Source organism: Lentibacillus songyuanensis, assembly GCF_039548255.1.
GTDB lineage: Bacteria > Bacillota > Bacilli > Bacillales > Amphibacillaceae > Lentibacillus_C > Lentibacillus_C songyuanensis.
This window is the reverse complement of sequence record NZ_JBCLVH010000036.1, coordinates 1-23,418: the sequence shown is the minus strand read 5'-3', so window position 1 is coordinate 23,418 and position 23,418 is coordinate 1. Positions and strand designations below refer to the sequence as shown.

Below are 23,418 nucleotides of genomic sequence, written 5' to 3'. Positions count from 1 at the left end.
CATTTAATTTATGTAGGGCCCGGAGGGCACTACATAAATTAAATGCCAATCCTTACATTATTAGTTTGCCATAAACAATATTAATTTAGACTTAGAAAATGGTTGAAAACAAGTAAGTATGTGAAATGATGTACTTAAAGTAACAGATGCTTTAGTGGAATAAGAAAATTTAATATTACGATAAAAAACGCTCAGAAGTGAGCGTTTTCGTTTACTGTTAAATTGGGTTAGAAGTGTGTGTTAATTATTGAGTTATTTATGATGTTATTAGCATTTTCCTTATAAACAAGGAAATCCCGTTAGAGAGTCATAAGTGGTTATTGACAATTCATTCAGAATAGATATATTATTTAAGTAAGCACGCCTTTTTAAGGTTTTTCAGGAATGATAGCGTTTTCAAAAAGGGTGATAGAATTAGGGGAATACGGAGAAGGAGGAGAGACAGTTTGAATGCAGATGTAGGAGGAATACACAACATCGTTAAAAATAGTAACATTGTCTATCCGGACAAGGCAAGGCAGGAGTCAACCGAAATGGCAAGCAGTGAGGCTTTTCAGACCTTACTGAAAAGGTCGCAGGAAGATCCTGCTGCATTTTGGAATGAGGTTGCCGAAGAGCTGCATTGGTTTCAACCGTGGGAGAAAACCATCAGTGGGAGTTTGCCAGACTTTGAATTTTTCCAAGGGGGCATCAGTAATCCCTGCTATAATCTATTAGATCGACATATCGCAAATGGAGCGGGTAATCGAACGGCACTAATTTGGGAAGGGGAAGATGGGAAAACGAGTTTTTATACCTATCAAATGCTACTTGCCCAAGTGAATCGTTTTTCCAATGTTTTGCAGTCTATGGGGGTGGAAAAGGGAGACCCGGTCGCTATTTATCTTCCCAATCTAGCGGAAGCGTTTATTGCCATTCTTGCTTGTTTTCGAGTTGGGGCTGTATACAGCACGGTCTTCTCCGGCTTTTCTGAACAGTCATTGAAGGATCGACTGGTCAACTATGAGCCGAAAGTGGTGGTGACTGCTGATGCAAGCTTGCGGCGTGGAAACGTCATCCCGCTAAAGGAAAAAGTAGATCGTGTGATTGATGACATTTCCAGTGTTGAAGCGGTTATTGTCGTTGACCGTTTAGGGACAAAACCATCGATGGAGACTGGAAGAGATTTCTGGTGGCATGTGGAACAACAAAAGGCCGCGATTCATTTTGAGCCTGTCCCGGTTGAGGCAAATGAGCCTGGTATTGTTTTCTATACAAGTGGTACAACGGGTAAACCTAAAGGGGTCGTCCATGCGAGTATGGCCTTTGTCGTACAAAACTATATTTATGCCAAATATCATATGGACCATCGGCCGGATGACGTTTTCTGGTGTACAGCCGACGTTGGTTGGTTAACGATGCATATCTGGGGCGTTGCTGGTTCGTTGGCGAATGGGGTCACAACCGTTGTTTACGAAGGTGCTCCTAATTATCCAGAGCAGGACCGCTTTTATCAAATTATTGATAAATATCGAGTCAACAAGTTGTTTACGGCACCAACGGCTTTACGAATGCTTCGCAGCCTCGGAGAAAAGGCACTTCAGCCGTATGATCTAACTTGTCTCGAGGTAGTTTCGCTGGTTGGCGAACCATTTGATCCGGAAACCTGGCATTGGACAAAGGATGTACTTGGTGGTGGAAACATTTGTGTCAATAATACATGGGGACAAACGGAAACGGCGGGATGTCCGCTGGCAGGAGCAGCCTGGCTGACACCAATGAAACCAGGAGCTGCTGGTGTTCAATTTTTAGGTGCAGATGTTGGCATTGTCGATGATGATGGTTATCCTGTTCCAAAAGGCACATTAGGAAACTTGGTCATTCGTAAGCCGTTCCCGATGCTATGCCGTACATTATGGAAAGAACCTGAACGATACTACGAAAAATATTTTAGCCAGGTGGAAGGCTGTTATTATGCAAGTGACATTGCGTTAGAGGATGAAGATGGATATTTTTGGGTTGTCGGCCGTTCCGATGATGCCTTTAACGTCTCAGGCCATCGTTTAAGTACAATGGAGATCGAGAATGCTGTCCTGGAATGTGAGGGGGTCTCTGAAGTAGCAGTCGTTGGCTCTCCGGATAAAATTAAGGGAGAGGTTCCTGTCGTTTTTGCAACCGTAGCGGATGGATTTGCTGCAGATGATGTTCTGAAAAAACAAATTGAACAAAGTATCATCAAGGGGGTTGGTCAATTAGCCCGCCCGCAAAGCATTCTGTTTGTGGAGTCCATGCCAAAAACGGTAAGTGGGAAGATTATGCGCCGTCTTTTAAAAGAAGTGCAAACTAAAGGGAGTGTCGCAGGTGATGTGACCGGACTGGAAGACCCCACGGCCATTACCCATGTTAAAGAGGTTGTTCTGGAAAACATGGATCCCAAACGATAACTTTTTTATCCCGCCTTAACGGGCAGTAAGACTCCCACTTCAAGATTTTGAGGGGCAACTAAAAAAGATAAGTGGGGGTCAACTGCATGACAAAGGTCCGATTCTGTTCTCAGCCTGCACGATGAAGGTCACAAAGGCGCTGCAAACTCAGACGTTCGAGTTCTTAGCTTTGTTCCCTTATTCAGTGGGGGAGAAAGGGCAGGCTAAAACCAAACCGTCACGTCCTTATGCCTTCGCCTGCACTAGCGCGTCTGAGTGCGTCGGAAACCCCCACGGAATGAAGTTTCACGTTATGTAAGTGTATGTGTACGAAATTAGCAAGGGATATGGAATAATAGGATAAGCCGGAGCAAATGGCTGGTCCGGCTTATCCTATTATAATTTTGTTGCTACCGTTTCAAGGAAAAGAGGGCAAAAAATAGAGAAATCTGACCTTATAGAAGCCAAAAAGCCATTCCCCAATTAAATGAGACAGTAAAAGAACTTAGCTTGAAGGTTCTTTCACTTTTTCTCTATTTTTACTGGAGTTCAATAATACAACCCCACCTATAATGAAGAGAATCCCCAAAGTCTTGAAGGTACTAAAAACTTCTCCCCACACAATTTCACCTATTATAGCAGTTACTGCTGTTCCAACTCCTGCCCAAATCGCATAAGCCAAACTCAATGGAATGGTACGAAGACACAATGACAAGCAATAAAACGAAAGTACATAACCAAAAACGACGCCAACAGACGGGAGTAAAATGGTAAATCCTTCTGACATTTTAAGCATTGCAGTAGCAAAAACCTCTCCAATAACAGCAATGGTTAGATAAAGATAACCCCTCATACTACTTCCTCTTTCCGTAGACTTAGTGTATTCTACTGATATTTAATAAAACAACTCCACCAATAATTAAAACGATGCCAAGCCCTTTTTTGAAATGAAACGTTTCTTTGTATATGGTAACCCCAACTGATGCCGTTAATGCTGTTCCAACGCCTGCCCAAATTGCATAAACCATTCCAAGTGGCAGTGTTTTTAAGGATAAAGATAAACTATAGAATGCCAAAGCATATCCAACTATTACTCCAAGAGAAGGTAAGAGTTTTTTGAATCCGTTGGTGGCCTTAAGCATTGAACTTCCAAAGACCTCGCTTACAATGGATAATGCTAGTAATATATAAGCATTCATAGTGATCCCTCACTTTTGTCATTTTCGATTACTGCTGAATTCCTTCCTTTCACTTCCTTTGTCAAAGGAGCTATATGTAATGATTGCGATTTATCAAAAATATAATAAAATAGTAATAAGGCATTTTCTACATAATTTTTATTAGGTCATCTGACTTAAATATATTATAATACATATGACTTAAAAAATCAAAGGAGTTATCAAATGCCTAAAAAAATAGATCATGGCGAAAGAAGAAATCAAATTGTAGAAGCAATGTTTCGTATCATTCATCATTCGGGGTTCGAAAAAGCGACATTACGTGGAATTGCTAAAGAGGCAGGATTATCTTTAGGTTCTGTTCAATACTTTTTCCCAAAACAAAAAGACATATATATGTTTGCGATGGATGTAATCTATCAAAGATTTGCGCATCGAATGCAAAAGGTCATACAAGTAGATCAAGAAGGATTTGAAAACGCAGTTCGTCTGATTAAGCAGATCGTTCAAGCTAATACAGAGGAAGAAAGAATGGAAAATGACATATGGATGAAATTTTCCATCATGGCAACGATGAATCCGGAATACCACGTAACAAAGGATCGTTTTCGAGAAGTAAATTTTAATTTTGCCAAGGACATTTTAAAAATGCTTGATAGTAAAGGTTATATGAGTAATCTCATTAACATAGAGGAAAGTGCAAATTCGTTAACCATTTTCATTCATGGCTTGGTATTTGAATCCGTTATTTTTGCTAACCTTTACAACAATCAAGTAATCGAAAACGAAATCAGAGCATATTTACGAAAAATTTGTAACTAAAAATGCATTCCAGATGATATGCATGATATTTCATGCACAGAAATTTGTAAAGGCTTGATGTATTGTTTAACCTTCAGAAACCCGTAAAGATACCAAATAACTTCACAAAGAGGTGTCTTATGAAAAGAATATTCTTTCATATATTTGCTGTTATATTAATAAGTTTTTCGCTTGCAGGATGTGGTACGCCTAATATGGAAGGTATTATTCTGGAAGTAAATAAACGCGGAATAAAACTTGCGACAGAGCTTTCTCCAGAAGAATACGAGGAAATGAAAAATGAGTCGGTGTCAAAAATACAAAATGAAGATATCTATGGGGATACATACCGTGGCTTGATTGACCTAACGTATGACAATACAGACGGATTTAGGAAAGGTGATGAGGTTGAGGTTTGGATTGATGGAGACATAATGGAATCCTATCCTTCTAAAGCGAAGGCGAAAAAAGTTTCATTGAAAGAATAAAATATAGGAAACCCCATCTTCAAGCATTCCAATAGGATGGTAAGATGGGGGCATTCAAACGAGCATATCAACTTCAAAACCTGCTAAACAAACCAAGCAGAACAAGGATAACCAGGATAATCCAAAATATATTCTTTCCTACTCCACTAGGCATTCGTCGCCGCTGGTTCCAGCGGTTCGGGTTAAATTGCGTTCTGCCTGGGCGACTTCTTGGTTGCGGAACCGAAAATGGAACAGCACGATTTAACACAAGTCTGGCAACTGCAAATCCACCAATGAAGCCAAAAATATGGGCATAGATGTTGATATTGGGCTGCAGGAACGTCATAATCAAACCAATAACAAAGATAACCATAACAACCTGTGCATTGGTGCGGTCAATTAAATCCTTGCGAAGGACAACCATATAGACGTAGATACCAAATAAGCCAAATATCGCACCAGATGCGCCGACATACGAATAAAAAGCTCCTGGATTGATGAGGTATGTGGCCAGATTGCCGATAATCCCAGCAGCAAAATAAGCAAACATAAATTTTCCTTTTCCCAGCATCTGCTCTAATGCAGGTCCGAATAATACGAGCGCAAATGAATTGAAAACAGTATGCGCGAATCCGCTGTGAAGGAAAATAGATGTGAACAACCGCCAATATTCTCCGTTCTGGATAAATAAATTATTACCCGCTCCCCATTGGAAGAGCCGGATGCCAAATGGTAGATGCAGCAGATCGATGATAACCCAAAGCACGAGATGAATAATGATCAGGGTGGAAACAACAGGATAAAATTGCATAAAATCTTTTAGACTTTTTTCCGTTCGAATGAACATTGCTAATCTCCTCAAGGAAAATTTTTAAAATCGTTTATGATCGGGTAATATTATTGTAGGCATTATAATTACATAGTATGACCACTTTTAGAATACTAAAGTCAGTTGATTAGATGCAATAAAAATCTACTAAGAATAAAAAAAGAGCCGGTGGACTTCTTATATGGCCAATAGTCAGTAAGGAAAGGGATGGAAAGTTTGATCAAGGGAATCGGATTAGATGTTATTGAGTTATCACGGATCCGGCAAAATATTGAACAGAATACAGGGTTAGTCAAACGGGTATTAACGGATAAAGAGCAGGAAAAGTTCGCTTCCTTTCACAGTACCTTACGCCAAACAGAATTTCTTGCGGGGCGTTTTGCAGCAAAGGAAGCATTTGCCAAGGCAACTGGAGAAGGGATTGGCAAACTCCGCTTTCGTGATATCGAGGTGCTGTCCAGTTCTTCCGGGGCACCCAAACTAACGGTTAATGGGTATGATAACGTAAAAATCTTTTTATCAATCACGCATACAAGAGAATATGCCGCCGCACAAGTAGTGATAGAAGATAAATTAGCATAATCAACCAGGTTGTCTCATATATTTTAGTGCGGGTAGGAGGGAACGAAAGTGTATATTGTCACCGCAAAAGAAATGTACGAAATGGATCGGTTCACGATGCAAGAGATTGGGCTGGATGAGCGATTATTGATGGAAAATGCCGGACGAGCTGTTGCTTGCAAGGTGATGGAAAAGATTCAGAAACACGATCGAATGGTTGTGTTAGTTGGTGCAGGCAATAATGGCGGGGATGGGTTTGTTATTGCTCGAACCCTTCTTAACCAAAGCTATGACGTCACCGTGATTCAAATCGTGCCAGATGAAAAAATAACCGGAGAAGCATTCTATCATAAACAATTATTCGTAAATACTGGCGGATATATTTTGGTGGAAGATGATAAGAAGGAAATGGTCAGCAGGATTCGTCCATTCGATGTCATTATTGATGCCATGATCGGAATTGGGGTACACGATCAATTAAGAGAGCCTGTTCGGACCATCGTTGCGGCAATGAATGAAAGCAAAGCCTGCGTAATATCCGTAGACATTCCCACTGGACTGCCGGCGGATGAAGGAATAACAAACTTTACGGCCGTTCAAGCAGACTATACCGTTGTCATTGAAGCGGGGAAAATGAGTCTGTTTCTCCAGCATACTGCACCTTACTATGGGAAGTGGGATGTTGTGTCGATCGGGATACCAGTAAATAAGCTGGCTGACAAATGGAAAAGGAACACATGGGAGCCATCCTGCTTTCAACAGACGATGCCAATACGAGATCCATATGCGCATAAAGGCAGTCATGGAAAGGGGCTTGCGATTGGCGGTTCAAAGCTGATGCCGGGTTCCATAGCAATGACGGCTAAGGCTGCGTTACGAGCGGGGGCTGGGTTGCTTACGATTGGCACAACCGAAGATACCATCGCATCCATTGCTCCAACGTGTGTAGAAGCTACGTATTTAATAACAAACAACGCTTCCATTTCGATGGACAGGTATGATGCAGTAGCCATTGGTATGGGACTGGGACGTGACCATGCTGCGGAAACGTTGGTCAAGCAAGCTCTGCAAGCAGATGTCCCGATAATCATCGATGCGGATGGATTATTTCATACCAAGGCAAATCAGTCACTATTATCCGAACGGGTGCAGCCAACGATTGTGACACCGCATCCTGGGGAAATGGCCATGCTGTTAGAGATATCGATTGCTGAACTGTTGGCGAAGCCTTTTTATTACGCTCAAGAATTTGCATCGCGTCACCAAATTTATGTCGTGTTGAAGGGGAAGCATACCATTATAACCGCGCCAAGTGGGCAGCAAGCAGTGAATCAAACCGGGAATCAAGGCCTCGCAAAGGGGGGGAGCGGTGATGTGCTCTCAGGGATAATACTGGCCATGCTGATGCAGCACGAAAATACCTTTCAAGCGCTATGCAACGCCTGTTTTATTCATGGTGCAGCCGCCGATATTCAGGTACAGGAAAGCCATTCCCATTATGATTTAGTGGCAATAGACGTCATCGCGGGAATTCCAGCTGTATATCGTACATTTCTTTAAATGCGTGACACGTTCTCTTTGTCCTGTTGAAAACTTGGAGCGTAATCGTTTTGCGTTCTTGTTCTGAAACAAGACAAGGGAGATATGTTCATGAAAAAGATTGCTAGTATTTGGTTAATCGTTGTCTTTGGCCTGATTATGTTGTTAGTGGCATGTGGGGAAAAGTCACAGGAAGATGTATTGAAAAAGTTGGAAGATAAAGTTTCCTCCATGGATGGGTACAAGGCAAAAGCGGAAATGAAAATGAATACAGGAGAAGATAACCAAACGTATCAAATTGATGTTTGGCATAAGCAAAAAGAATACTATCGCGTGGCGTTGACGAATGATCAGGATAAAAAAGGAAGCCAGGTCATTTTGAAGAATAAGGACGGGGTGTTTGTCCTAACGCCAGAATTAAACAAAAGCTTTAAATTTCAAACCGACTGGCCGGATAACAGCAGCCAGCCATACCTTTTTCAATCGCTTGTGAAGGATATTAAAGAGGATAAAGATGCAGAATTTAAGGTAAGTGATAACACGTATATGTTCCAAACAAAAACCAATTATCAAAGCAACAATAACTTACCGTATCAACAAATATATTTTGATAAAAAAACATATGCACCAAAGCTTGTAAAGGTATTGGATAAGGATAAGAATGCTTTAGTAGAAGTAACGTTTTCTGGATTCGATATGAAACCAAGCTTTAAAGATGGGGATTTTGCCATGGATGACAACATGTCGTCCGGCGATACAAAAGATCCTGCCTCAGCAGAAGAAGGAACTGAATCCAAAGCAGATGAGCAGGCAAGTGCAGAGGCAGATGATCAAGCAGATACGGATGAATCAGCCGATGAGGGAGCTAATTCCGAATCACTGACGGTAACACTGCCATTAAATATGGCAGGAGCAGAGCTTTCGGAACAGAAAGAAGTGGATACGGATAACGGGAAACGGGTGATCATGACCTATGCTGGTGAAAAGAATTTCACATTAATTGAGGAACAGTCAAAAGTCCAGCAAACACTATCCTCTCCACAAGAAGTAAAAGGCGATATTGTTAATCTTGGACATTCCATTGGCGCCCTGTCTGATAATTCCATTCAATGGAATCAAAACGGGGTAAACTATTATTTGGCAAGCGAAGATTTAACTAAAGAAGAACTAATTGAAGTAGCAAAATCTGTCCAAGGCAAAGCAGTGAAGTAGAATGAATCCATGTAAGCAGACTCTATTGGAGAGGGGGTCTGCTTTTCGTTTTTGTAAGGGGACCTGCAGTAAATGTATGTAACATTATTGCTACCTGGTTGAAGAAAACGTCAATTCGGTTGAAGTCCGCACACTTAGGTCGAAGAAGACGTCAATTCGGTTGAAGTCCGCACACTTAGGTCGAAGCAAGCGCCAATTCGGTTGAAGTCCGCACACTTAGGTCGAAGCAAGCGCCAATTCGGTTGAAGTCCGCACTCTTAAGTCGAAGCAAGCGCCAATTCGGTTGAAGTCCGCACCCAAAGGTCGATGATAACGTCAATTCAGTTGATCCGCGTTCGCATTCCAAGGCCAATGACACCGCAAATCTGGCTGACGTTTGCATTCAAGGTATGGACTGGGTGCATTTATTTCTTCTCTTGCAACAAAACAAAGGAGGGGGATGTATTTGCCGAATCTTGACAGTGGCAACAGAAAGCGGAATAATGATAGATAAAAAGGACATGAGGACGGATCTTTACGTTTCCATAAGAGGATTTTGCGTTTTTCGTTTTGCCTATTTATTTTCCAGTAATCTTGGGCGTGGCGAATAATGGGACAAGATGGTCTGCCCTTCTGTCTCAGTTGATGGGTTTTTGTTTAAAGGTGGTGCTGTTGATGGAGTCTTTTCGGGGGACATGGGCTAAGGTGAATTTGGATGCCATTGGTCATAATGTGCTGCAAATGAGAAAAAAGTTACCGGAAGCAACGAAAATATTTGCCGTTGTGAAGGCGGATGGCTATGGACATGGTGCCATCGAGGTTGCCAAACGGGCATTAAAGTCGGGGGCGGATGCCTTAGCCGTTGCCCTTTTAGAAGAAGCGTTAGAACTAAGGGAAGCGGGAATCACCGAACCGATATTAGTATTTGGCTGGGTTGCTCCGGAAGATACGCCGATTGCTGCCGATCATCAGCTTACGTTAACGTTTTTTCAAAAAGAATGGATCGAGCAAGTGAAAGCATATGCTTTTTCCCAACCATTAAAATTACAAATGAAATGGGACACTGGTATGGGGAGGATCGGAATCCGAACCGAAGCAGAACTGCAGGAACTAATGGAGGAAATGAATGATGCAACGAATATTCGGTTGACAGGTGTGTACACCCATTTTGCTACGGCTGATGAGAAGGATCTAACCTATTTTGCCAAGCAGCAGGCAGGGTTTCAAGCTTTATGGCAGACGTTTCGCAAAGCTTGGTCAACCCCGGTTGCTGTTCACGTTGGAAACAGTGCTGCCTCGATTCGTTTTCCCGATGAGATGTATCATTTTGTCCGGTTTGGAATAGCGATGTATGGATTATATCCGTCAGAGGTGGTGAAACAGGAGGATCAAATCGAATTACAGCAGGCTTTTTCCTTACATAGTAAGCTTATTCATGTCAAAAAGATAGATGCAGGCGAATCGATCAGTTATGGTGCCACATACACGGCCAAGGGGGCGGAATGGATCGGAACCATACCAATCGGGTACGCAGATGGCTGGATACGCAAACTGCAGGGATTCAATGTATTAGTAGATGGAAAGCGAATGCCAATCGTCGGAAGGATTTGTATGGATCAAACCATGATCCGGCTAGATAAGGCTTATCCGATAGGAACTCAGGTCACTTTAATTGGAAAACAGGGTACACAAGAAATTACAATGGACGAGGTAGCCGCTTATTTGGACACGATTAACTATGAGATTCCCTGTATCATCAGTAAACGGGTCCCAAGAATATATGTCGGAGGAGATAAGCTAGAATAATACTGCATGATTCTCAATCAGAAGTGATAAAACACAGCTTTCCCGATTTTTCACTAATAAAATGGTATATTTTTGTTATACTAAAATAAACTTAGTACTACAGTTGATAAGCAGATACACCCGATTAGTGGTCAAGGAGTCCACCGCGGTACCGCTTAATTGCATCTTATCAATAAAACTTTAAAAAGCTTCTGTCTTAAAAAGTTCTCAACATACCTTTGCAAAGCAGGGGATACAATGATATTATTAAAATGAATTTAATTTCGTTCGTTCAACAGTTGGCGGAGGTGGATAATCTTGTCAGAGAGCTTGCAAGAAGTTTTGGTACGGATACCAAAAAACCTGTTAAATGAGGTGGATGGATTAATGAAGTATGAGAATAGTGATTTAAGCGATTTTATTTGTGAAGCTACCCGAAACTATTTAGAATCCAAAAAGGAAGAGCACATTCAACGTTTTCGTGATTCCATGATAAAAGGATATACGGAAATGGCCAGAATTAATCTAACAATTGCATCGGAAGCCTTTCAAGCAGAAGAGGAAGCAGAAAAGAACACCGTAGAGCGCTCTGTGATCGGGGTGTAACATTTTGATCGTTCAAAGAGGCGAGGTTTATTTCGCCGACTTATCTCCTGTTGTTGGATCAGAACAGGGGGGCATCCGCCCAGTATTGATCTTACAGAATGATATTGGAAACAGGTTTAGTCCAACCGTTATCATTGCAGCAATTACGGCACAAATCCAGAAGGCAAAGCTTCCGACTCACGTAGAAATAAATGCGAAGCGATATGGATTTGATCGTAATTCTGTTATCCTGCTTGAACAAATTAGAACGCTAGATAAGCAGCGGTTAACCGACAAGATAACTAAATTGGATAAAGAAATGATGGAAAAAATCAATCATGCATTGGAAATAAGCTTAGGCTTAAAAGAGATGTATAGCTCATAAGAAAGCCCTTGTTACTAAATCTAACAAGGGCTTTCTTATGGTTTTGGTGATTTATATGCTATAATAGCTACGGATAATTTTTGTCGGAAGCTGACAAGTCATGAAAGATTTGTGCGAATAACAGAAATATGCAACAATTAATTTAATATTATTCAGTTGAATGAGGCAGGGGGAATGGGAAGTGGACGATAAATTTAAAAAGATTGCTTTGGAAAATAGTGATACCATCGTCCAAAAGTGGATGGTAGAGGTGGAATCATCCAAGGATGGCAATTATACTGCAACGATTTCGGATGAATTGTTTGAAAGTACGAATCGGGAATTTGTTAATGTGATTTTTACCAGCGTTAAAAATCAAGGATCATCCGAAACACTTGAAGCGTTCTCGGAAAAATTGGTCAATCTGGGTTGGCCATTAAGTTATATTACAGACGGACTGCAAATATTTCGACGTGTAACGATCGATTATATACTTAGTCAATCTGATAAGGTGGATTCGGCGTTTATTTCGAACGTGTTGCAAAGTGTCGATGCCTGGGTTGAACCAATTATTCGCCAACTGGTTAATGAGTATTCTGGAAGCTGGGAGCATATTGTCTCCTTACAGCGTGTAGCCTTGCAGGAATTGTCTGCACCACTAATACCAGTTATGGATAACATTACTATTATGCCTTTGATTGGTACCATTGATACCGAGCGGGCAAAGCTAATCATGGAAAATTTGCTTGAGGGTGTTATTAAGCATAACTCTGAGGTTGTGTTAATGGATATTACTGGCGTCCCGGTTGTAGATACAATGGTTGCTCATCATATTATTCAGGCTGCAGAAGCCGTTCGACTAGTAGGATCCACTTGTATTTTAGTAGGAATACGTCCGGAAATTGCACAGACGATCGTAAATCTGGGTATTGATTTAGGGAAATTCCCAACCAAAAGTTCGTTGAAAAAAGGATTTCAGAAGGCACTGGAAATAACCAACCGAAAAATTGAAGACTTGAATACCAAAGAAGAAGATATGGAGAAAATGCTGAATTCCTTGGAGAGGGAGTGATTTTTTGCGAATACCAATCCTAAAGCTGCATAATTACTTGTTAATTTCGATTCAGACGGAGATTGATGATAATACCGCTATTCAATTCCAGGAAGATTTGCTAAATAAGATCCATAAGAGTGGTGCAATCGGTGTAGTTATTGATTTAACATCTGTAGAAATCATTGATTCCTTTATTGCCAAAGTACTGGGTGATGTGGTGACTATGTCAGATCTGATGGGGGCGAAAGTAGTTTTAACAGGGATTCAACCGGCTGTCGCAATCACATTAATCGACCTTGGAATTCATATGAACGGTGTCTCAACTGCATTAAATTTAGAACAAGGGTTGAGTAAATTACATCAGGAATTGGGGGATTAGTTATGGCTCTCCAATCCTGTGTAAATATCAAAAAAGAATGGGATATCGTCGGGGCTCGTCAGGTTGGCCGTGATATCGCTAGAGAAACGGGCTTTGGAATGGTTGACCAGGCTCGAATTGCTACTGCGATATCTGAACTCGCGCGAAATATATATTTATATGCCGGCTCGGGGCAGATCTGTTTCGAAATCATTGAAAGCCTAAATAAAAAAGGAATCCGTATGGTAGCGATAGACGCAGGACCAGGGATTGACGATATAAGTCAAGTGATGGAGGATGGTTTCACAACTTCTGGCGGGCTTGGCGCCGGCTTACCAGGTGTAAAACGGCTGATGGATATATTCGATATCAAATCAGAAAAAGGCAAAGGAACAGAAATAAAAGCAACCAAATGGGTACGGTAGGAACAAAGGCTTAAAGCGCCCGTTTGCATACAGACGAAAACAGGATGACTTTTTAATAAAAGTCATCCTTATTACCAGAGTACATAACTATTAACTTTGGATGCAGGAGGATTCAAGTGATGGATGCAGTAAAATCAGATACAGAGAGCTACAAAAATCTCTTGAAACATTATATCGAAACACAAGATGAGCAATCATTATATGGAGCAGAACAAATTAGTAAAGCATTTATTAAAAATAAAATACTTCCCGAAGAAATTATTAACCTGCATATCCAGGCATTGACGGAATTGTACCCAAATTTGTCAGAAGAAATGCGGGCCTCCATGGATTTCCTTTTGGAGGCGATGATCTCCTATGGACTTGCCCACCAGGAATTTCAGACACTGCGGGAAAAACAGCTGGAATTAAAATCAGAAATTGGCGTAGCTGCTGGAATGCAGGAAACCCTATTAAAGACAAACAAACCAATAATCGAGGGATTGGATATTGGTGTTGTTAGTGTCCCCGCCCATCAAATGAATGGCGATTATCATCATTTTATCAAGGGAAAAGATGGCTCGCTGGGAATAGCCGTAGCTGATGTAGTTGGCAAAGGTGTACCAGCAGCATTGTGCATGTCGATGATTAAATATTCGATGGACAGCCTCCCAGAGGAAATGATGGAACCACAAGCAATATTGGAAAACCTAAATCGGGTTGTCGAACGTAATGTGGACCCGAGTATGTTTATTACCATGTTTTATGCACAATACCTTCCAAAAGACAGCACACTCCGATATTCTTCTGCTGGACATGAACCGGGCTTTATTTATCATAAAAAAGACGACCGTTTTGAGGAAATAGAAACAAAAGGTTTAGTCCTTGGTGTTTCACCCGATACAACGTATTACCGGTATGAACGTAAAATAGATGAAGGAGACATGGTTATCCTGCTAACAGATGGGGTCACCGAATGCAGGGATGGGGATCGCTTCATTGAAACAAAAGAGGTCTTGGATGTCATCAAAAACTATGCCCATCTTCCTGCACAAGATATGGTTGACGAAGTATATAAATACTTTGAACGTATGCAGCATTTCGAGCTTCGTGATGACTTCACCCTAATTATCTTGCAAAAAGATGTTTAAAACTAATTCGTAACGGGTAGGTATACTGTACTACGTATGGCGTAAATAATGAAAGGCTTGAAGGGGGAAAAAGAGATGGATTTGGAAATTAGCATCATCGAGGAAGGCGACAAATCAAAAGTTATTCTGGCAGGAGAAATCGATGCATATACAGCGCCACAGTTGAAAGAAAAGTTACTTCCTCTAACAAAGGTTGCGGGCCATACCGCAGAAGTTAATTTAGAACAGGTGAATTATATGGATAGCACAGGACTCGGTGTTTTTATCAGTGCACTGAAATCAACGAAAGAAAATGATAGCCAGTTGAAGTTGATTGATCTGCAGGATCGTGTGTTCCGTTTGTTTAAAATTACCGGGTTAATTGATATTATGGATATAAAGGCTGCGATTCGAGGTGGAAGTGAATAATGGAGACATTTGATTTTATTGAAATGAAGGTGCCGGCAAAACCGGAATACGTAGGTGTTATACGGCTAAGCATATCAGGACTTGCTAGCAGGATGGGGTTTTCCTATGAGGATATTGAAGATTTGAAGGTTGCCATATCGGAAGCCATTACAAATGCCGTAACCCATGCATATGATCAAGAGGAAGAGGGGGAAGTAACCATCGGCTTCGGGGTGTACGCGAATCGACTGGAAATCATGGTGGCCGATCATGGTGGAAGTTTTGATTTAGGGGCTATTAAGGACACTATTGGCCCATATGAACCCACAGAATCCATTGAAACGTTGCGTGAAGGCGGATTTGGCCTTTTTTTAATTGAGGCACTGATGGATAAGGTTGAAATCAATAATGACTCTGGTGTAATTGTATTAATGACCAAGTACCTTCAGGAAACCGAGGTGGGTTTTGATGACGACCAAATCTCAACCACACAATAAGGGGAGAGACGAGGTATACCAATGGATTGAACGTCTGCAGGACGAGCCGGCAGATGAAGCGATACAGGAGAAAATTGTATTAACCTACAATGATCTTGTGGAATCCATTGCCCGAAAGTACTCAAAAAATAGTGGTATACATGAGGATTTGGTACAGGTCGGTATGATTGGGCTGCTAGGAGCAGTTAAACGATATGATGCATCATTTGGTAAATCGTTCGAGTCATTTGCCATCCCAACTATTATTGGCGAAATTAAACGTTTCATTCGTGATAAGACCTGGAGTGTTCATGTCCCACGCCGTATCAAAGAACTAGGGCCGAAAATTAAGAAGGCAGTAGACGAGCTTACGACATCAAATCAAAAGTCGCCAACAGTCCCGCAAATAGCAGCGTATCTGGATGTAACCGAAGAAGATGTGCTGGAAACGATGGAAATGGGCAAAAGCTATAAAGCTCTTTCGGTGGACCGCAAAATTGAAGCCGATTCAGATGGCGGCACGGTTTCTATTTTGGACTTGGTCGGCAGCGATGATCAGGATTTTGAAAATGTAGACCAGCGCTTGCTCCTGGAAAAAATATTACCGGTTCTCTCGGAACGTGAGCAACAAATCTTAAAATATACCTATTTTGATAATCGAAGTCAAAAGGAAACCGGGGAATTGTTGGGTATTTCTCAAATGCATGTTTCCAGACTGCAACGACGGGCGTTGCGTAAACTCCGGGAAGCGATTCAGTCTGAAAGTGCGGAGGTATTTGATTGAGTACAGCAAAAAGCAAGGTGCAAGTGGCGGTCTATCAAAAGGCCAAGAAAGGTAATGTGTATTGCGGGGACAGCTATTATTATATGGAGACGGAAGATGAGTTTGTTTGTGCGATTGCAGACGGGTTAGGCAGTGGAGAATTTGCCAAGGAATCCTCGCAAATCGTGATCGACATTATAAAAAGTAATATTCATGCATCAGTCAAACAAATTGTCAAGCGTTGTAATGATCAATTGTTCCGGAAACGGGGTGTTGTACTGGGGATATTAAAAATCAACTTTTCCTCCGGCCAGTATTCCTTTTCATCGATTGGCAATATCGGTATTATAACCGTTTCCCGGGAAGGGAGAAAGAAGCGAAACATTCCTAATTCTGGTTATTTAGCAGGATATCCAAGACCATTTAAAGTGGTTTCCGATAAATTGGCACCGCAAATGAATTTTATTATGTTCTCTGATGGTGTAACGGATTCAGATTTGTCCCAGAAATTTATACTGAATCGGAATGTGACGGCTATCACCAATGCGTATTCTGCTATGCATGGAGAGTCACAAAACGATGATACGACATTAATAGCAATTGGATATAATGGATAGATAGGATGGCTGTCACTTGGCAGCCATCTTTTAGTTGATCATTATATTTTTATTACAGCATCGTGCGGGATTGGGAAAAAGACATAAGTTTTGGTAAAATAAGTGATGTATGCAAAGAGGAGGAAGAGTCGTGGCAGTTGACGTAAATCAGGATTTAACCAGCTGGGTGGCAAAAGAGGCCCAAGTAAAAACAAGCACAATTGAAAAAGTAATTGCAATGCTCGATGAAGGAAATACAGTACCGTTTATCGCACGGTATCGTAAAGAGGCGACTGGCGGGCTTGATGAAGTTCAAATAAAATTGATTCAGGACAAATGGCAATATGCAGTACATTTAGCAGAACGAAAACAAGAAGTGATCCGTCTCATTGATGAACAAGGGAAATTGACGGAAGAACTGGAACGAGAAATTACCCAGGCAACTCAATTACAACGGGTAGAAGATTTATATCGACCTTACAAACAAAAACGTCGGACAAGAGCGACCATTGCTAAAGGAAAAGGACTGGAGCCCTTAGCTGTATTGGTCTGGAATCTAGAAGATATCGATATGAATAAGCAAGCAGAAGAATATTTTTCAGACGAACATGAGGTACATACGGTAGAGGATGTGGTAACCGGTGTGAATGATATCATTGCCGAGTGGATTTCGGATGACCCGGAATTTCGTGACTATATTCGAGATGAAACCTATAAGAAAGGGATCATTCGGTCAGAGGTGAAAACCGCAGAGTTAGACGAAAAAGGCGTCTATGAAATGTATTATGCATACCATGAAGCAGTACGTTCGCTCGTTTCCCATCGAATTCTCGCCTTGAATCGTGGCGAAAAAGAAGAGGTTTTAAAGGTAAGTATTGAGCCACCGATGGAGCGGATTATCGACTTCTTAAGCAAAGAGTTGCTGATCAAGCAGACGAATCAACAGGTAACCGATCTGTTGAATGGGGCAATAGAGGACAGCTATAAACGTTTAATCCAGCCGTCTATCGAGCGTGAAATTCGCAATAGCCTAACAGAAAAGGCGGAGGAGCAAGCAATCGACGTTTTTGCTAAGAATTTAAAAAACCTCTTGTTGCAGCCGCCATTAAAAGGGAAAACCATCCTTGGTGTCGATCCAGCGTTTCGGACCGGCTGTAAACTGGCGGTGGTAGATGAGACGGGGAAGGTTCATAAAGTTGGCGTGATGTATCCAACGGCACCGAGAAAAGATATCGCTGGAGCGGAGAAGATTGTGATGGAACTGATTCAGGCCTACCAAATCGAGCTGATTGCCATTGGAAACGGGACTGCATCACGGGAAACGGAACAGTTCATTGCGGATGTCATTGGAAACAACAATTTAAAGATTCCTTATATCATTGTGAATGAAGCGGGCGCAAGTGTGTATTCTGCCTCCAAGTTGGCTCGTGAAGAATTCCCCGATTTACAAGTAGAAGAGCGAAGTGCGGCATCTATTGCCAGACGTGTGCAGGACCCGCTGGCTGAGCTTGTGAAGATTGATCCGAAATCGATCGGCGTCGGTCAATACCAGCACGATGTCAGCCAGAAGGCATTAAATGAATCGTTAACGTTTGTTGTGGAAACAGCCGTTAACCAGGTTGGGGTGAATGTGAACACAGCATCCACGTCCCTATTGCAATATGTATCTGGTTTAAGCAAAACGGTGGCAAATAATATTGTAACTAAGCGAAATGAAGAAGGAAAGTTTACCAACCGGAAACAATTAAAAAAGATCCCACGATTAGGTGCCAAAACATATGAACAGGCGATTGGTTTTTTACGAATCATTGATGGGGACAACCCATTGGATCGAACACCAATCCATCCAGAAACGTATAAACAGGTGACGCAGCTGCTGCATATGCTTGAAGGCGATTTAGCGGATATTGGAACCGATGAATTAGAAGGTCAGCTGAAATCGATTGATAACAAGGAAATCGCGGAAAAGCTCGACATTGGGGAACCAACATTAATTGACATTATAAGTGCATTAAGTCGCCCGGCACGCGATCCAAGAGATGATTTCCCGCAACCACTTTTAAAACAAAATGTACTTTCATTAGATGATTTGCAGCCGGGAATGGAGATGCAAGGCACCGTCCGGAACGTTGTGGACTTTGGTGTGTTCGTCGATATTGGCGTCAAACAAGATGGTCTCGTGCATATTTCCAAAATGGCGAATAAATTTGTCAAACATCCAATGGATATTGCATCGGTCGGCGATGTGATAACGGTATGGGTAGAAAACATTGAGGCTGACAAAGGTCGAGTGGCGTTGACGATGATTGGGGATAAACAACAATCATAGGAGAGGGTTTCAAAGAGAAAAAAGGCTATCCCCATTCGCAATGGAGGATAGCCTTTTTCGATTATTATTTTACGCCCTCAGGAACAGACAGGCCTAATCCGGTAGCGATTCGCTCGCCCCATTCCGGATCAGCTTTATAGAAATGTTCTATCTGACGTAATTTTATTTCATCTTTTTCAACAGGTTTCATGGATTCCACAAAATTATTAACCAGACGGGTTTTTTCATCATCACTCATTAAACGATACAGGTCACCAGGCTGTGTATAATGATCCTCAGAATCATGGACGACACTTTCCGCCAATCCTTGAACTTCAAATGGTGTGTTTTTACGTGATGGATCCTCTTTCGGTCCGTTTAGACTATTTGGTTCATAGTTTGGCGCACTACCACCATTGCCATCTATTCGCATATAACCATCGCGCTGGTAATTGTTTACGTCCACTTTTGCACGGTTGACAGGGATTTGCTGATGATTAACACCAAGGCGGTAACGTTGTGTGTCAGCATAACTGAAAATCCTGCCCTGCAACATTTTATCCGGAGATACTTCGATTCCAGGTACGAGATTACCTGGTGTGAATGCTGCTTGCTCTACATCTGCAAAATGGTTTTCCGGATTTCGGTTTAATACCATTTTACCGACCTCAATTCGAGGGTAGTCCTTCATGGAAACCGTTTTTGTCACATCAAAAAGATCCCATTTATACGTTTTGTAATCCTCGTAAGGAATGATTTGCACGTATAGTGTCCATGACGGAAAATCATTATCTTCAATTGCATTATAAAGGTCTTCTCGATGATAATCAGGATTATCTCCGGAGAGCTTTTCTGCCAGTTTTATATCCATGTTCTTTACACCCAGGTCACTGACGAAATGGTATTTAACCCAGAAAGCTTCTCCCTGGTCATTCACCCATTTATACGTATGGCTGCCGTATCCATTCATATGGCGAAATGTTGCCGGAATACCGCGGTCCCCATGTAAGTACGTAATTTGGTGCAATGATTCTGGTGATAATGACCAGAAATCCCAAACCGCATTCGGATCTTTTAATCCAGTACGCGGGTTACGTTTCTGTGTATGAATAAAGTCAGGAAACTTGATAGCATCACGAACGAAGAAGATCGGTGTATTATTACCAACTAAATCGTAGTTTCCTTCTTCTGTATAGAATTTAAGTGCAAATCCTCGAGGGTCACGAACAGTATCAGCTGAGCCAAGTTCGCCGGCTACAGTTGAGAATCGTGCAAACATCTCGGTACGTTTCCCTTTTTCACTTAGAAAGTCAGCTTTCGTATACTTGGAGATTTCATCGTTTGTCACTTCAAAATAGCCAAAAGCACCTGCTCCTTTTGCATGGACAACACGTTCAGGGATACGCTCTCTATCAAAATGTGCCAGTTTTTCTAGTAGATGAAAATCTTGAATTAGCGTTGGTCCATTTTGACCTGCAGTAATCGAGTTCTGATTATCTCCTACTGGAATTCCGGCGCCAGTAGTTAAAGTTTTACGGTTTTCACTCATGTAAACACCTCTCCTTTGGTTAGTGAATAACTATATATTTAATTATAATACAAGTCTTTTAAAAGTCAATGTTTAATTATAATTATTTTAATTAAGTTTTTGAGATGATAGATTATGATTGGTTAATCTATAAATGATTGTATGCTAGAATGATACATATTATTATAAACTCCTATGATATGAAGTCTGTTTTCTAAGAGATGGCTGTTTTAACGAAGCAAATGTCATATATATTCTTCGTACCTTAATACACACAAATGTGGCTAAATTTAAAGTACCTTTATTCATGAGTGTATAATTATAGATTGAGGCCGAGAGATAAGAAAGAACCATCTATATAAAAAAGAAAGGATATAGTTACATGGACTTGTTAATAAACCATAACGCGTTAGTATGTTTAGTGGATCAGATATCACACCAATATTTTCATAAACCTTTTTTGCATGAAGTAAATTTCAATCACCGGCTACGTACTACTGGTGGCCGATATATCCCAGCAAAGAAGGTGATCGAATTAAATCCCAAGTATCTTACAGACATGGATGAAAGTGAGTTCATTGGGATTATTAAGCATGAGTTATGTCATTACCATCTTCATATAGAAGGAAAAGGATATAAACATGGCGATCCATCGTTCAAAGCATTATTACAGGCAACCGGCTCACCAAGACATTGTCGTCCACTTCCTGATAATGAAGATCGATATAAATATAGATTCGTTTGTAAACAGTGTCAGCATGTATATAAACGGGCACGCCGGTTAAACATAAATAAATATCGATGTGGAAAGTGTGGGGGGAAGCTGACAATGACTTCAGATTAGTGACTAGTGGATGATATAGTAAGGATAAACTACTCCAAATCGGAAACACTTTTGCAGATGGTATCGTCGTAATGTGCGCTGTTCATGTTCTATTTTAAATTTTTTCATCGATAAGTATTGACGAAACTTGTTAGAACTGGTAAATTAAATAAGCTGGAGCCGGACGTGTCCTGTACGGTATAAGCAGAATAGAGCTTTAATTTTTATTCTTTCTTAATAAACAACATAGGCTGACAAAATTGTTTCTTAAAAGTATTGACAGCTAATGTAAATTGTTGTATTATTGTTCACGTTGTCGATAGCAATAATGTGCTTCAATAATATTTTTATGACAGTCTTACATATTATTCCACAGTAGCTCAGTGGTAGAGCTATCGGCTGTTAACCGATCGGTCGTAGGTTCGAATCCTACCTGTGGAGCCAAACGGAGAAGTACTCAAGTGGCTGAAGAGGCGCCCCTGCTAAGGGTGTAGGTCGTGTAAGCGGCGCGAGGGTTCAAATCCCTCCTTCTCCGCCATTTTTTATGGCCCGTTGGTCAAGTGGTTAAGACACCGCCCTTTCACGGCGGTATCACGGGTTCGAATCCCGTACGGGTCATCTTACTTGAATAAAATAATTGTGTTTGGCCTGGTCCGGTAGTTCAGCTGGTTAGAATGCCTGCCTGTCACGCAGGAGGTCGCGGGTTCGAGTCCCGTCCGGACCGCCATTATTGGGCTATAGCCAAGCGGTAAGGCAGCGGGTTTTGATCCCGTCATTCCCAGGTTCGAATCCTGGTAGCCCAGCTATATTTTATCCATTAAGAGAATATGTTTACTATGAGCCATTAGCTCAGTCGGTAGAGCATCTGACTTTTAATCAGAGGGTCGGAGGTTCGAATCCTCCATGGCTCATCATACATCTTAGCGGGTGTGGCGGAATGGCAGACGCGCTAGAATCAGGATCTAGTGTCTTACGACGTGGGGGTTCGACTCCCTTCACCCGCACTTTAGTCGAATGGATTGCTGTGCTGAACCACGGCATTTTATTTTGCCTATATTACGCGGTCGTGGCGGAATGGCAGACGCGCTAGGTTGAGGGCCTAGTGGGTGAATAACCCGTGGAGGTTCAAGTCCTCTCGGCCGCACCAAAAAAAGTTCTTGCAATACTCAATCAAATGTGCTAATATAATAGAGTTCGCTTTTAAAAGCGCCCGTAGCTCAATTGGATAGAGCGCTTGACTACGGATCAAGAGGTTAGGGGTTCGACTCCTCTCGGGCGCGCCATTTTTTACGGGAAGTAGCTCAGCTTGGTAGAGCACATGGTTTGGGACCATGGGGTCGCAGGTTCGAATCCTGTCTTCCCGACCAGTGCCATATTTAATTCATATGCGGGTGTAGTTTAGTGGTAAAACCTCAGCCTTCCAAGCTGATGATGAGGGTTCGATTCCCTTCACCCGCTCCATACCATTTGTTGGGCCTGTAGCTCAGCTGGTTAGAGCGCACGCCTGATAAGCGTGAGGTCGGTGGTTCGAGTCCACTCAGGCCCATTTACTTTAAAAAAAGTAAAATAACAGTTGACTTTTTGAGAATTTATATGTTATACTAATAAAGTTGCTGTTAAAAACAGTGTTAAAAAATTCGCTCTTTGAAAACTGAACAAAACAACCAGTATGATAACAGATGTCAGAGGTTAGGTTGGAAATGGAATCGTATGATTTGATGGATGATTTAGACCCTGGAATCAATTTTTGAAGCTAAGACTATTAATAGGATTGATTGGTGTCAATCTTATGACAAACTTTTTTGGAGAGTTTGATCTTGGCTCAGGACGAACGCTGGCGGCGTGCCTAATACATGCAAGTCGAG

General features: G+C 41.6%; 23 protein-coding genes, 12 tRNA genes and 1 rRNA gene. 32 read left to right on the top strand and 4 right to left on the bottom strand.

Annotation, left to right across the window (positions count from 1 at the left end):
• Nucleotides 1-446: 446 nt before the first annotated feature.
• Complete coding sequence (locus WMZ97_RS20905) at nt 447-2,423, top strand: acetate--CoA ligase (RefSeq protein WP_343274031.1); 1,977 nt, start codon at nt 447-449, stop codon at nt 2,421-2,423.
• Between the two features lie 484 nt (nt 2,424-2,907).
• Here the strand turns inward: WMZ97_RS20905 and WMZ97_RS20900 are convergent, their stop codons facing one another.
• Nucleotides 2,908-3,255, bottom strand: a complete 348-nt coding sequence (locus tag WMZ97_RS20900) for a DMT family transporter (RefSeq protein ID WP_343274030.1) — start codon at nt 3,253-3,255, stop codon at nt 2,908-2,910.
• 22 nt (nt 3,256-3,277) lie between these two features.
• A complete protein-coding gene (locus WMZ97_RS20895) occupies nt 3,278-3,601 on the bottom strand; it encodes a DMT family transporter (protein ID WP_343274029.1) in 324 nt (107 codons plus the stop codon).
• 204 nt (nt 3,602-3,805) lie between these two features.
• On the opposite strand from WMZ97_RS20895, the gene WMZ97_RS20890 reads away from it, so the two are divergent.
• Together WMZ97_RS20890 and WMZ97_RS20885 are read left to right on the top strand one after the other, a co-directional pair.
• Complete coding sequence (locus tag WMZ97_RS20890) at nt 3,806-4,402, top strand: TetR/AcrR family transcriptional regulator (protein ID WP_343274028.1); 597 nt, start codon at nt 3,806-3,808, stop codon at nt 4,400-4,402.
• A 119-nt stretch (nt 4,403-4,521) separates the two neighbouring features.
• Entirely contained in the window at nt 4,522-4,869 is a 348-nt protein-coding gene (locus tag WMZ97_RS20885; protein WP_343274027.1) for a DUF3221 domain-containing protein, read from the top strand.
• A gap of 73 nt (nt 4,870-4,942) precedes the next feature.
• Here the strand turns inward: WMZ97_RS20885 and WMZ97_RS20880 are convergent, their stop codons facing one another.
• Nucleotides 4,943-5,698: a rhomboid family intramembrane serine protease gene (locus WMZ97_RS20880; protein ID WP_343274026.1), complete on the bottom strand. Its 756-nt coding sequence runs from the start codon at nt 5,696-5,698 to the stop codon at nt 4,943-4,945.
• A 198-nt stretch (nt 5,699-5,896) separates the two neighbouring features.
• Between WMZ97_RS20880 and acpS the strand changes: the two genes are divergently transcribed.
• The 15 genes from acpS (at nt 5,897) to WMZ97_RS20805 (ending at nt 19,223) form a co-directional block, all read left to right on the top strand.
• Entirely contained in the window at nt 5,897-6,262 is a 366-nt protein-coding gene (gene acpS, locus WMZ97_RS20875) for a holo-ACP synthase (RefSeq protein ID WP_343274025.1), read from the top strand.
• Nucleotides 6,263-6,310: 48 nt separating this feature from the next.
• Nucleotides 6,311-7,801: an NAD(P)H-hydrate dehydratase gene (locus tag WMZ97_RS20870; RefSeq protein ID WP_343274024.1), complete on the top strand. Its 1,491-nt coding sequence runs from the start codon at nt 6,311-6,313 to the stop codon at nt 7,799-7,801.
• Between the two features lie 90 nt (nt 7,802-7,891).
• Entirely contained in the window at nt 7,892-8,992 is a 1,101-nt protein-coding gene (locus tag WMZ97_RS20865) for a LolA family protein (RefSeq protein WP_343274023.1), read from the top strand.
• A gap of 654 nt (nt 8,993-9,646) precedes the next feature.
• Nucleotides 9,647-10,777 carry an alanine racemase gene (gene alr, locus WMZ97_RS20860; protein WP_343274022.1) on the top strand — a complete coding sequence of 377 codons (1,131 nt, stop codon included), beginning with the start codon at nt 9,647-9,649 and terminating at the stop codon, nt 10,775-10,777.
• A 297-nt stretch (nt 10,778-11,074) separates the two neighbouring features.
• On the top strand, nt 11,075-11,362 hold the full coding sequence (locus WMZ97_RS20855; protein WP_343274021.1) for a CopG family ribbon-helix-helix protein: 288 nt from the start codon (nt 11,075-11,077) through the stop codon (nt 11,360-11,362).
• Nucleotides 11,363-11,366: 4 nt separating this feature from the next.
• Nucleotides 11,367-11,726, top strand: a complete 360-nt coding sequence (locus WMZ97_RS20850; protein WP_343274020.1) for a type II toxin-antitoxin system PemK/MazF family toxin — start codon at nt 11,367-11,369, stop codon at nt 11,724-11,726.
• Nucleotides 11,727-11,907: 181 nt separating this feature from the next.
• Nucleotides 11,908-12,777 carry an RsbT co-antagonist protein RsbRA gene (locus WMZ97_RS20845; protein WP_343274019.1) on the top strand — a complete coding sequence of 290 codons (870 nt, stop codon included), beginning with the start codon at nt 11,908-11,910 and terminating at the stop codon, nt 12,775-12,777.
• 4 nt (nt 12,778-12,781) lie between these two features.
• Nucleotides 12,782-13,138, top strand: coding sequence for an STAS domain-containing protein (locus tag WMZ97_RS20840; protein WP_343274018.1), 357 nt, complete (start codon nt 12,782-12,784; stop codon nt 13,136-13,138).
• Between the two features lie 2 nt (nt 13,139-13,140).
• Complete coding sequence (locus WMZ97_RS20835) at nt 13,141-13,542, top strand: anti-sigma regulatory factor (RefSeq protein WP_343274017.1); 402 nt, start codon at nt 13,141-13,143, stop codon at nt 13,540-13,542.
• Nucleotides 13,543-13,661: 119 nt separating this feature from the next.
• Nucleotides 13,662-14,672 carry a PP2C family protein-serine/threonine phosphatase gene (locus WMZ97_RS20830; RefSeq protein ID WP_343274016.1) on the top strand — a complete coding sequence of 337 codons (1,011 nt, stop codon included), beginning with the start codon at nt 13,662-13,664 and terminating at the stop codon, nt 14,670-14,672.
• Nucleotides 14,673-14,747: 75 nt separating this feature from the next.
• Nucleotides 14,748-15,080 carry an STAS domain-containing protein gene (locus WMZ97_RS20825; RefSeq protein ID WP_343274015.1) on the top strand — a complete coding sequence of 111 codons (333 nt, stop codon included), beginning with the start codon at nt 14,748-14,750 and terminating at the stop codon, nt 15,078-15,080.
• Nucleotides 15,080-15,556, top strand: a complete 477-nt coding sequence (gene rsbW, locus WMZ97_RS20820) for an anti-sigma B factor RsbW (protein ID WP_343274014.1) — start codon at nt 15,080-15,082, stop codon at nt 15,554-15,556. The genes WMZ97_RS20825 and rsbW overlap by 1 nt, the downstream gene beginning before the upstream one ends.
• Nucleotides 15,528-16,319 (top strand): RNA polymerase sigma factor SigB, encoded by a 792-nt coding sequence (gene sigB / locus WMZ97_RS20815; RefSeq protein ID WP_343274013.1) that lies wholly within the window; start codon nt 15,528-15,530, stop codon nt 16,317-16,319. Before rsbW ends, sigB begins: the two co-directional genes overlap by 29 nt.
• Nucleotides 16,316-16,915 carry a SpoIIE family protein phosphatase gene (locus tag WMZ97_RS20810; protein WP_343274012.1) on the top strand — a complete coding sequence of 200 codons (600 nt, stop codon included), beginning with the start codon at nt 16,316-16,318 and terminating at the stop codon, nt 16,913-16,915. The genes sigB and WMZ97_RS20810 overlap by 4 nt, the downstream gene beginning before the upstream one ends.
• A gap of 130 nt (nt 16,916-17,045) precedes the next feature.
• Nucleotides 17,046-19,223 (top strand): Tex family protein, encoded by a 2,178-nt coding sequence (locus WMZ97_RS20805; RefSeq protein WP_343274011.1) that lies wholly within the window; start codon nt 17,046-17,048, stop codon nt 19,221-19,223.
• 64 nt (nt 19,224-19,287) lie between these two features.
• Here WMZ97_RS20805 and WMZ97_RS20800 read toward each other — a convergent pair whose 3' ends face one another.
• Nucleotides 19,288-20,751: a catalase gene (locus WMZ97_RS20800; protein WP_343274010.1), complete on the bottom strand. Its 1,464-nt coding sequence runs from the start codon at nt 20,749-20,751 to the stop codon at nt 19,288-19,290.
• A gap of 361 nt (nt 20,752-21,112) precedes the next feature.
• Here WMZ97_RS20800 and WMZ97_RS20795 point away from each other — a divergent pair, with 361 nt between their 5' ends.
• The 14 genes from WMZ97_RS20795 to WMZ97_RS20730 form a co-directional block, all read left to right on the top strand.
• Nucleotides 21,113-21,574, top strand: coding sequence for a SprT family protein (locus WMZ97_RS20795; RefSeq protein ID WP_343274009.1), 462 nt, complete (start codon nt 21,113-21,115; stop codon nt 21,572-21,574).
• A 348-nt stretch (nt 21,575-21,922) separates the two neighbouring features.
• Nucleotides 21,923-21,997, top strand: a tRNA-Asn gene (locus tag WMZ97_RS20790).
• A 3-nt stretch (nt 21,998-22,000) separates the two neighbouring features.
• Nucleotides 22,001-22,091 (top strand) — tRNA-Ser (locus WMZ97_RS20785).
• Between the two features lie 8 nt (nt 22,092-22,099).
• A tRNA-Glu gene (locus WMZ97_RS20780) sits at nt 22,100-22,171 on the top strand.
• A gap of 32 nt (nt 22,172-22,203) precedes the next feature.
• Nucleotides 22,204-22,280 (top strand) — tRNA-Asp (locus WMZ97_RS20775).
• A gap of 4 nt (nt 22,281-22,284) precedes the next feature.
• Nucleotides 22,285-22,356 (top strand) — tRNA-Gln (locus WMZ97_RS20770).
• A gap of 35 nt (nt 22,357-22,391) precedes the next feature.
• A tRNA-Lys gene (locus WMZ97_RS20765) sits at nt 22,392-22,464 on the top strand.
• A 12-nt stretch (nt 22,465-22,476) separates the two neighbouring features.
• Nucleotides 22,477-22,557, top strand: a tRNA-Leu gene (locus WMZ97_RS20760).
• Between the two features lie 56 nt (nt 22,558-22,613).
• Nucleotides 22,614-22,700: transfer RNA gene (locus WMZ97_RS20755), tRNA-Leu, on the top strand.
• A gap of 59 nt (nt 22,701-22,759) precedes the next feature.
• A tRNA-Arg gene (locus WMZ97_RS20750) sits at nt 22,760-22,836 on the top strand.
• A 7-nt stretch (nt 22,837-22,843) separates the two neighbouring features.
• Nucleotides 22,844-22,920, top strand: a tRNA-Pro gene (locus WMZ97_RS20745).
• Nucleotides 22,921-22,940: 20 nt separating this feature from the next.
• Nucleotides 22,941-23,014, top strand: a tRNA-Gly gene (locus WMZ97_RS20740).
• Nucleotides 23,015-23,025: 11 nt separating this feature from the next.
• Nucleotides 23,026-23,099, top strand: a tRNA-Ile gene (locus tag WMZ97_RS20735).
• A gap of 253 nt (nt 23,100-23,352) precedes the next feature.
• Nucleotides 23,353-23,418: ribosomal RNA gene (locus WMZ97_RS20730) — 16S ribosomal RNA — on the top strand; the annotation flags it as partial.

Coding starts and splice junctions, on each gene's coding strand:
- WMZ97_RS20825 (WP_343274015.1), top strand. CDS start 14,748: ATGGATTTGGAAATTAGCATCATCGAGGAAGGCGACAAATCAAAAGTT.
- WMZ97_RS20895 (WP_343274029.1), bottom strand. CDS start 3,601: ATGAATGCTTATATATTACTAGCATTATCCATTGTAAGCGAGGTCTTT.
- WMZ97_RS20880 (WP_343274026.1), bottom strand. CDS start 5,698: ATGTTCATTCGAACGGAAAAAAGTCTAAAAGATTTTATGCAATTTTAT.
- alr (WP_343274022.1), top strand. CDS start 9,647: ATGGAGTCTTTTCGGGGGACATGGGCTAAGGTGAATTTGGATGCCATT.
- WMZ97_RS20890 (WP_343274028.1), top strand. CDS start 3,806: ATGCCTAAAAAAATAGATCATGGCGAAAGAAGAAATCAAATTGTAGAA.
- WMZ97_RS20900 (WP_343274030.1), bottom strand. CDS start 3,255: ATGAGGGGTTATCTTTATCTAACCATTGCTGTTATTGGAGAGGTTTTT.
- rsbW (WP_343274014.1), top strand. CDS start 15,080: ATGGAGACATTTGATTTTATTGAAATGAAGGTGCCGGCAAAACCGGAA.
- WMZ97_RS20835 (WP_343274017.1), top strand. CDS start 13,141: ATGGCTCTCCAATCCTGTGTAAATATCAAAAAAGAATGGGATATCGTC.
- WMZ97_RS20800 (WP_343274010.1), bottom strand. CDS start 20,751: ATGAGTGAAAACCGTAAAACTTTAACTACTGGCGCCGGAATTCCAGTA.
- WMZ97_RS20830 (WP_343274016.1), top strand. CDS start 13,662: ATGGATGCAGTAAAATCAGATACAGAGAGCTACAAAAATCTCTTGAAA.
- WMZ97_RS20795 (WP_343274009.1), top strand. CDS start 21,113: ATGGACTTGTTAATAAACCATAACGCGTTAGTATGTTTAGTGGATCAG.
- sigB (WP_343274013.1), top strand. CDS start 15,528: ATGACGACCAAATCTCAACCACACAATAAGGGGAGAGACGAGGTATAC.
- WMZ97_RS20865 (WP_343274023.1), top strand. CDS start 7,892: ATGAAAAAGATTGCTAGTATTTGGTTAATCGTTGTCTTTGGCCTGATT.
- WMZ97_RS20885 (WP_343274027.1), top strand. CDS start 4,522: ATGAAAAGAATATTCTTTCATATATTTGCTGTTATATTAATAAGTTTT.